At 46.5% G+C, this 7,535-nt stretch carries 7 protein-coding genes; 3 read left to right on the plus strand and 4 right to left on the minus strand.

From position 1 onward, the window contains the following. The first annotated feature begins 60 nt into the window (after positions 1-60). Positions 61-2,286, plus strand: coding sequence for an NADP-dependent isocitrate dehydrogenase (locus N836_RS57725; protein ID WP_023073960.1), 2,226 nt, complete (start codon positions 61-63; stop codon positions 2,284-2,286). Here the strand turns inward: N836_RS57725 and N836_RS57730 are convergent. The 3 genes from N836_RS57730 to N836_RS57740 are packed head-to-tail and all read right to left on the minus strand — an operon-like array spanning position 2,283 to position 4,128. After that, positions 2,283-2,741 (minus strand): thioesterase domain-containing protein, encoded by a 459-nt coding sequence (locus N836_RS57730; RefSeq protein WP_023073961.1) that lies wholly within the window; start codon positions 2,739-2,741, stop codon positions 2,283-2,285. The two genes, N836_RS57725 and N836_RS57730, sit on opposite strands and share 4 nt — an antisense overlap. Positions 2,742-2,746: 5 nt before the next feature. Next, the gene (locus tag N836_RS57735; protein WP_235071124.1) at positions 2,747-3,589 is read right to left on the minus strand and encodes a nucleotidyltransferase family protein; all 843 of its coding nucleotides are present in this window, start codon (positions 3,587-3,589) and stop codon (positions 2,747-2,749) included. Beyond that, entirely contained in the window at positions 3,571-4,128 is a 558-nt protein-coding gene (locus N836_RS57740) for a cyclic phosphodiesterase-like domain-containing (protein ID WP_023073963.1), read from the minus strand. Before N836_RS57740 ends, N836_RS57735 begins: the two co-directional genes overlap by 19 nt. 135 nt (positions 4,129-4,263) lie before the next feature. Here N836_RS57740 and N836_RS57745 point away from each other — a divergent pair, with 135 nt between their 5' ends. Beyond that, positions 4,264-4,656 (plus strand): ribosomal maturation YjgA family protein, encoded by a 393-nt coding sequence (locus N836_RS57745; RefSeq protein ID WP_023073964.1) that lies wholly within the window; start codon positions 4,264-4,266, stop codon positions 4,654-4,656. Between the two features lie 87 nt (positions 4,657-4,743). On the opposite strand, the gene N836_RS57750 is transcribed toward N836_RS57745, so the two are convergent. Further along, positions 4,744-6,978 (minus strand): peptidase S8, encoded by a 2,235-nt coding sequence (locus tag N836_RS57750; RefSeq protein ID WP_023073965.1) that lies wholly within the window; start codon positions 6,976-6,978, stop codon positions 4,744-4,746. Positions 6,979-7,296: 318 nt separating this feature from the next. Here N836_RS57750 and N836_RS57755 point away from each other — a divergent pair. Next, positions 7,297-7,535, plus strand: a 239-nt coding sequence (locus N836_RS57755) for a helix-turn-helix domain-containing protein (protein ID WP_023073499.1), incomplete at its 3' end; no start/stop codon positions are given.

Genomic DNA, 7,535 nt, shown 5'->3' on the forward strand with positions numbered 1-7,535 from the left:
GGCATTTCTGGCTACCAATTGCTTGGACGCCAGAATGTTTGAACAATAGATAGGGGATAAATGGCCGATACAACAAAGATTATTTACACGCTGACCGATGAAGCTCCGGCCTTAGCCACCTATTCCTTTCTACCCATCATCAAAACATTTACCAACGCAGCTAATGTCACTGTAGAAACCAGTGACATCTCCTTAGCGGGACGTATTATCGCCAATTTTCCAGAAGCTCTGACAGCAGAACAGCGCCTACCTGATGCCCTAGCTGAGCTGGGAGAATTAGCCAAAACCCCAGTAGCCAATATTATCAAGCTCCCTAATATCAGTGCTTCTATCCCTCAACTAACAGCCGCAATTAAAGAACTGCAAGACAAAGGGTATAACGTTCCTGATTATCCGGCTGAGCCCAAAAATGAAGCCGAAGCCGAGATTAAATCTCGCTATGCCAAGGTGCTTGGGAGCGCCGTTAACCCTGTTTTACGCGAAGGGAATTCAGACCGCCGAGTGGCACTAGCTGTTAAACAGTATGCCCAAAAACATCCCCATCGGGTGGGGGCATGGACGACTGACTCTAAATCTCACGTTGCCCATATGGACAGTGATGATTTCTATGGTACTGAACAGTCTGTTGTGATCCAGAAAGCGGGTGACGTCAAGATTGAACTGGTTGCAACAGATGGCGCGATTACGGTCTTAAAAAAGAAGACATCCGTACTGACAGGAGAGGTAATTGATGCCGCTGTCATGAATATCCAGGCCTTAAGAGAATTTTATGCAAAAGAGATTGAGGCTGCTCAAGACGAAGACATTCTGCTGTCTCTTCATGTAAAAGCAACGATGATGAAAGTGTCAGATCCCATTTTGTTTGGGCATGCTGTCACTGTTTATTTTAAAGATGCTTTTAGCAAGTATGCTGATATCTTTGCTCAACTGGGTGTGAATCCCAACAACGGTCTGGGTGACGTATATGCCAAAATCAAAACTCTCCCCGACGACCAGCGTGCAGCAATTGAAGCCGACCTACAAGCCACCTATGACAAACGGCCTAGGCTGGCGATGGTCAACTCCGACAAAGGCATCACCAATCTCCATGTCCCCAGCGATGTGATTATTGATGCCTCTATGGCTGCAGCAATCCGTAGCTCTGGCAAAATGTGGGGGCCTGACGGCAAACTCCACGATACCAAGGCCATGATTCCCGATCGGTGTTATGCCACCATGTATCAAGAAATCATCAAATTCTGTCAGGAGTACGGAGCCTTTGACGTTACCACCATGGGTAATGTCTCCAATGTGGGTCTGATGGCCCAAAAAGCTGAGGAGTATGGCTCCCACGACAAAACGTTTGAGATTCCCACAAACGGAACTGTTCGTGTGGTGAATGATACTGGAAAAACGCTGATGGAGCACAGCGTTGAGAAGGGGGACATCTGGCGCATGTGTCAGACGAAAGATATTCCTATTCAAGACTGGATAAAATTAACTGTTAGTCGCGCTAGAGAAACTGGTGCGCCTGCCATTTTCTGGCTCGATGAGAATCGCGCTCACGATGCCAACCTGATCAAAAAAATCACCCAGTACCTCCCTAACTATGACACCACAGGGTTAGCGATACACATTATGTCTCCCGCAGAGGCTATACGCTTTACCTGTGAACAGATTAAATCAGGTAAAGATGTAATCTCAGTTACGGGCAATGTTTTGCGAGACTATCTCACCGATCTCTTCCCTATTTTAGAACTGGGCACCAGTGCAAAAATGCTCTCCATCGTACCGTTGTTAGCGGGTGGTGGCTTATTTGAAACTGGAGCTGGTGGGTCTGCGCCCAAACACGTACAACAGTTTGTCCAAGAGGGCCATCTACGTTGGGACTCGCTGGGTGAATTTTTGGCACTGGCGGTCACCCTGGAACAAGTAGGTCGTAAAACAAATAATGAGAAAGCTCTGGTTCTGGCAAAAGCATTGAATAAAGCAAATAGTCAATATTTGCAAAACTCCAAAGCACCCTCACGCAAAGTTAATGAACTAGACAATCGCGGTAGCCATTTTTATTTGGCTCTGTACTGGGCGCAGGCACTAGCTGAACAAGATAACGATTTGGAACTCAAGGTTAGTTTTGCTAAGTTGGCTCAGTATTTGAGCGAGCATGAGGCTCAAATTGTTAAGGAGCTCAACGCTGCTCAAGGGCATCCAGTCGACATTGGTGGTTACTACTTTGCTGATGTGGAGAAAACAAACCAGGCAATGCGGCCTAGTGAGACACTCAATGGGGCATTAGCGCTGGTTTAACTCCCTTCTCGTTCCATGGCTACGTATTTACCTTGGAACTTGCCGACTAGCACACCGTTTGAATAAACTTCAGACGCAAGCGTTATTCGGCTTTTTCTGTGCTTGGATAGTGTGACCAAAAAGCGTTGCCAAGCCTTTTGATTAGGAGCTAAACAATGAGCCTGGAAATCTCCTGTAGCAGGATTAGTATAGTCTAGGCTATTACTCTGAATCACAATGCGGCTAGACAGGTTCAACTGCTCTAGCTGCACATGAACAAATGTCCAGGCAGACAGAATAGCCAGTGTGGAAATACTGCCGCCGAATACGGTATTGCGGTGATTAATATTGGGCGCTAATGGTGCTGATAAAATAATGCCACGTTGATCCATCGAAGTGACTGCTACCTCCATCGCTTTGGATATGGGAATATGCTCGTGGAGATACTGTTCTACAGCAGCGCAGTCGATGGTCATATTGTTTAAGGTGATGAGGGTTTGCCGTAATCATAGACAGCTTTGATCAGATTTTCGGGAGTGCCAATGTCAAGATAGTGACCGGTTTCAAAAGGAATAGCTTCTACTCGGAGATTATTTGCGATCGCACTCACCATCACATCCCCAATCGGCGTCTCCGTATAGGCTGGAAACTCTTTGAGTAAAACAGGGGAGGTCTGTCCAATCAGCGCCTTGCGTTTAGTTTCAACAAACTGATGCAGAAATTCTGTAAAGCTAGGTCGCCACACCGCAATGGCCCACATATAGCGTAAATGAGTCAGCTGAGACTTTTCATAGATACCTGAAACAACGCCATCTTGGTCAAAATCCACCAAGCCAACTTTGTCAGGCTGGTCAGTCGGAAAAAGACCCAGCACGACATCAGCCTGGGTAGTCTGCAAACGATCTATCAACCGCGTGTAAGCATCGATTGGGCTGACCAGAATATCGGGAAATCCCATAGCAATGATGGCATCTTGCACAAAGGGATAGGCCTGGTTCAAACTAAAGGGCACCCCAAAGGGCACATGGACGGTTAGATAGGCCAGCCGCATATTCAGCTGGGAACCATCCCCTAGATAGGCTGGAATATCCCACTTACCAGGCCGCAAAATCATAAAGGCTTCCTGTACGCCCGCCTGCCCCATGGCCTCTAGCAAATATTGACAGACAACTTTAGGACGTGGCCCTTTATCAGCCAGGGTCTGAAATCCAATGGGAAACAGTTCTTTGCTCATGGGTAATGGGCTAATCCGACTACCCTGACCGGCAGCAGGCAGTAAACCAATAATTTTCTGAGATTGTTTGATCATGACGACGTCAGCCATTGGCTATGGACACAGCGTAAACTTGCGACGTGATCCTGGGTTTCAAAGTTCTTGGGTGTGGCGATCACCTGGACTTGATTAAACCGAATCGTAGAACGTGGCAGGGATATAGAGCCTATTACAGAGTGTTTGGTGGCAATATCCAGGTTGTGATAAAGCAAACTGATGTGGGGGTCAAGGACAGGCATTTGAGCCCCAGGAATCGAGTCAACCAGACGACTTACCAGTTGGGTGAATGGGAGCGCCTGGGTTAGTTGAACATATAGCGTTCTAGAAAAACGTGATTCATAGCTGAATTTGACTACCTCCAGGGCAATGGGGGCGATGGCGGCTAGAGTCGCGCACACTTGCTCAATCGTGACAGCAGCGGGGAAAGGGCCACTATAAAGTGTCACATGGGGAGAGAACGGTACAGTACCAAAGCGCTCAGCTAAGCTGTTGATAATAGCCTGAAAGTTGTCCAGGTCCGGTTCCTGGGGAATTAGCCAAAAGGAGTAGTAAGCATCTGGCATGCGATCGCAAATATATACCACTCCCATAAGAAACCATAAAGCCTGCCCAAAAAAGTTTACGCAATGTATACGAATCATCCTGTCCTATACCCATGCCACTTCTGGAATCGCCACCCTATTAATCGTATTCATAGGTGAGCGATTCGACGTTTCCAGCTGCCCATGAGATTTAACGCATATTACTTTTACTGGACTGTACTTCTGTTTATTACCGAAGTTTATATTGGTATCTTTGTTAAGGACGACTTTGTGCGTCCCTATATGGGTGATTTCCTCGTTGTTATTCTCATCTACACCTTTGTTCGCACCTTCTTCAAATACTCAATTCTCAAAACAGCTGTAGGAGTTTTGTTATTCTCCTTCCTTGTGGAGATCTTGCAACATTTTAATATTGTCGAGGTTTTAGGACTGGGCTCCTCTGCCTTAGCCAGAACTGTGATTGGGACATCATTTGATAGAGAAGATTTCATTGCTTACACCCTAGGTATTACCATGGTTTTAGGATGCGAACGTTGGCTTAGCCCCTACGTCAAACACTCTTCAAAAGCATCTTAAAAATTAAATCTGGCACCCTTAGCTGGGCCTATTCCCTTGATTAATGTATTAATGGCCTCACAAGATGCGTAGGGTAGTCTCTTATGCCTACCCAAACGTCAAGGTATATCCTCCTATTTCACCTACAGGTTCCACACCACTTATTAAACGATCGACATCACTCCCGGCCACGGCATAAAATGTTTCATTGGCATTGGCACTAAAGGTAATAGTGCTGTTGGCACCACTGCCTACCGCCAGAAAATCACCTGCCGCATCCCAAAGCGTGAGTACTGGCGTGAGTGCCCCCGTAGCGATTTGTTCAATGGTAAATTGCCCAGCTCTATCCGTTTCAAACCGAAAGGCATCACGATCGCCTAAAAAGTCGATAGTTCCGCCAGCAGTAATTGGATCGGAAGGATCAATTAGCCCTACAAACGGAGTTGTCGGATCTAGGGGTAGCGTTTGACCAGACTGAGTATCGCCAGGTAATACTGCCGCTGCACCAACAGCCTGATTCAGCCGATCGGTCTCAGCATAATTAATGCCTGATTCCGGTGCGCCATGACTGAGTACCTCAGGAGAGAAACGGCTATCTAAATTTCTATTTTGACCTGCTGTTGTGACTAGCTGACGCCCTTCACTATCTTGTTCATCTGCATGGGATAGACCAAAGGTATGCCCCGCTTCATGACTAATCGTATCAATCAGTTCTCGAATTTCGTTGTAGGTGTTGGGGCCTATACCGACATGAGGTGGCAAAAAGGTAAAGCCCGTATCGCGTTGAGACTGTAAGGGAGCCCCAGTAAACTCAGGCACATCCACATTGGCGGCAATGCCAAAAATATCTCTGAGGCCTATGACAGTGGCGCTATCGCCAACAACCATAATCACAGTATCTTGGTTGTCAAAAAATGGAGAATCAACGCCTTGATCATCCCAAATTACCCGCACATTAAAGTCGGCAAAGTCTTCCCGGACTCCTGCCACAATTTGGAAAATCTGTTCATCCAAGTTACCCGCCGTACCATCGCCTCGATCCAGGGCCGTAAATCCTGAAAAATTAAATCCATCAAAGGCAGGTGTGGGAATGTCATAGCCCTGACCAGTTGTGACGACTCCACCGTCAAAGTCAAGGATTAAGTCTACCGTTGGCATGCTGGGCGGTTGATCGGGCTCTAACTCAAGGGCAAGTGAGATGTTACCCATCTCATCATTCACTCCATCCACTGCAATTTGATAGGTGGTCCCGGCTACTGCATCAAACGTTACCGTACTGTGCAAAACAATTCCGGCGTTATCATTGCTGGTTACTTCGGTTAATGTGTTGAGCGTACTCCCCGTATAGACCGCTAAACTCGTATCAAAATCGCTACCCAAGGTGGTTAAAGTAACTTCACCGCTATCAGGAGCAATCCACGTCCACCAGGCGGAATTAGTCGTATCCGATAGACCCGCATGGTCAGGTTCTTGAAATTCTCCAGTAAAGCCAATGTTGGTTCCTTTGGTTTCAATTTCTACTCCATTCAACGCAGTACGATGGGCAAAGTCGTCATTATTGGGAACAAGATTGAGGTTAAGCGCAATGTCTCCCGTTGCGATCGCATAACCATCAACTGCAATCTGATACGTCGTCCCTGCAATTACATCAAAAACAACCTCACTCTGCAGTGAGCCATTAGCGTCATCATTCCCAGCTACGCTGCTCAGCTGTCCCAGCGAATCGCCTGTATAAACGGCCAAACTAGTATCAAAATCACTGCCAAAGGTATCTAACACAACCTCACCACTGGCAGGTGCGGTCCAACTCCACCAGGCAGAATTCAGCTCACCAGACACACCCGCGTGATTCAGTTCTCCAAACTCTCTGGTAAAGCCAACATTGTTACCGGTCGTACTCACGTTAAACCCGTTGAGGGCAATGCGATTAGCAAAGTTGTCATTATTGGGGAGAAGATTCAGATTGAGCATAATATTACCTGTCTGAACATCAAAACCATCAACCGCAATTTGATAAGTGGTCCCGGCAACGACATTAAATCTGACAGCACTCTGTAACGCTCCAAAGTCGTCATTGCTAGCCACTTCGGTCAGACTACTTAATGTACTACCGGTGTAAACAGCCAGTGTCGTATCAAAATCACTGCCAAAGGTATCCCAAACAACTTCACCACTGACAGGCGCTGTCCAGGTCCACCAGGCGGAATTAAGCTCACCGGATACACCGGCATGGTCTAACTCATCAACTTCTCCCGTAAACCCTAGATTTATGCCGCTGACGCTGAGGTTAAAACCACTCAGGGCAATGCGATTAGCAAAGTCATCATTATTCCAGTTTGCCATCTTTGCGCATATGTACTCTTGCTGAAGGCGTAGCCACTACCACTCTTCAGAGGCTATGTCTGACAAGGTACCAACTAAAGTACACATTTATTTTGATATGAAAAATTGCGAATGCTACAAAATTCTGATTTTGTTTATATTCTCTAATTTTGAGTTTATAAGACTCAACTTTCGATAAAAGATAAATAGGTCAGGTGGAGCTACTTAATCAGAAACAACATATAGTACACACCATGGCTACCATCCAAAGGTCTAATACCAATTCTGTAATTAAGAGCTACACATGGTAGAACTGAGGTGCAGCCTTCAATGTGAGCGATGTCAGGCATTTACCATCTTGAAATTACCGAAAGTGAAGACGAGCTCAAAGCTCTCCTGAGAAGTCAAAAAACGGCCTCGTCAAAAGAGCGAATTCAATTCCTCTATTTGCTTAAAAGCGAACAGGCTTCGACAATCCAGCAAGCTGCCAAATTATTAGGTCGTCATCGGGTCACGGTCCAAAAATGGGCGAAGCGTTATCGAGACGGTCAGCTAGCGGGATTGTTGAGTCATAAGCC

Origin of the sequence: Leptolyngbya sp. Heron Island J (assembly GCF_000482245.1) — a bacterium.
In the GTDB taxonomy this organism is placed as follows: Bacteria; Cyanobacteriota; Cyanobacteriia; order Phormidesmidales; family Phormidesmidaceae; genus Leptothoe.

Coding starts and splice junctions, on each gene's coding strand:
- N836_RS57745 (WP_023073964.1), top strand. CDS start 4,264: ATGAGATTTAACGCATATTACTTTTACTGGACTGTACTTCTGTTTATT.
- N836_RS57730 (WP_023073961.1), bottom strand. CDS start 2,741: ATGACCATCGACTGCGCTGCTGTAGAACAGTATCTCCACGAGCATATT.
- N836_RS57725 (WP_023073960.1), top strand. CDS start 61: ATGGCCGATACAACAAAGATTATTTACACGCTGACCGATGAAGCTCCG.
- N836_RS57735 (WP_235071124.1), bottom strand. CDS start 3,589: ATGGCTGACGTCGTCATGATCAAACAATCTCAGAAAATTATTGGTTTA.
- N836_RS57750 (WP_023073965.1), bottom strand. CDS start 6,978: ATGGCAAACTGGAATAATGATGACTTTGCTAATCGCATTGCCCTGAGT.
- N836_RS57740 (WP_023073963.1), bottom strand. CDS start 4,128: ATGGGAGTGGTATATATTTGCGATCGCATGCCAGATGCTTACTACTCC.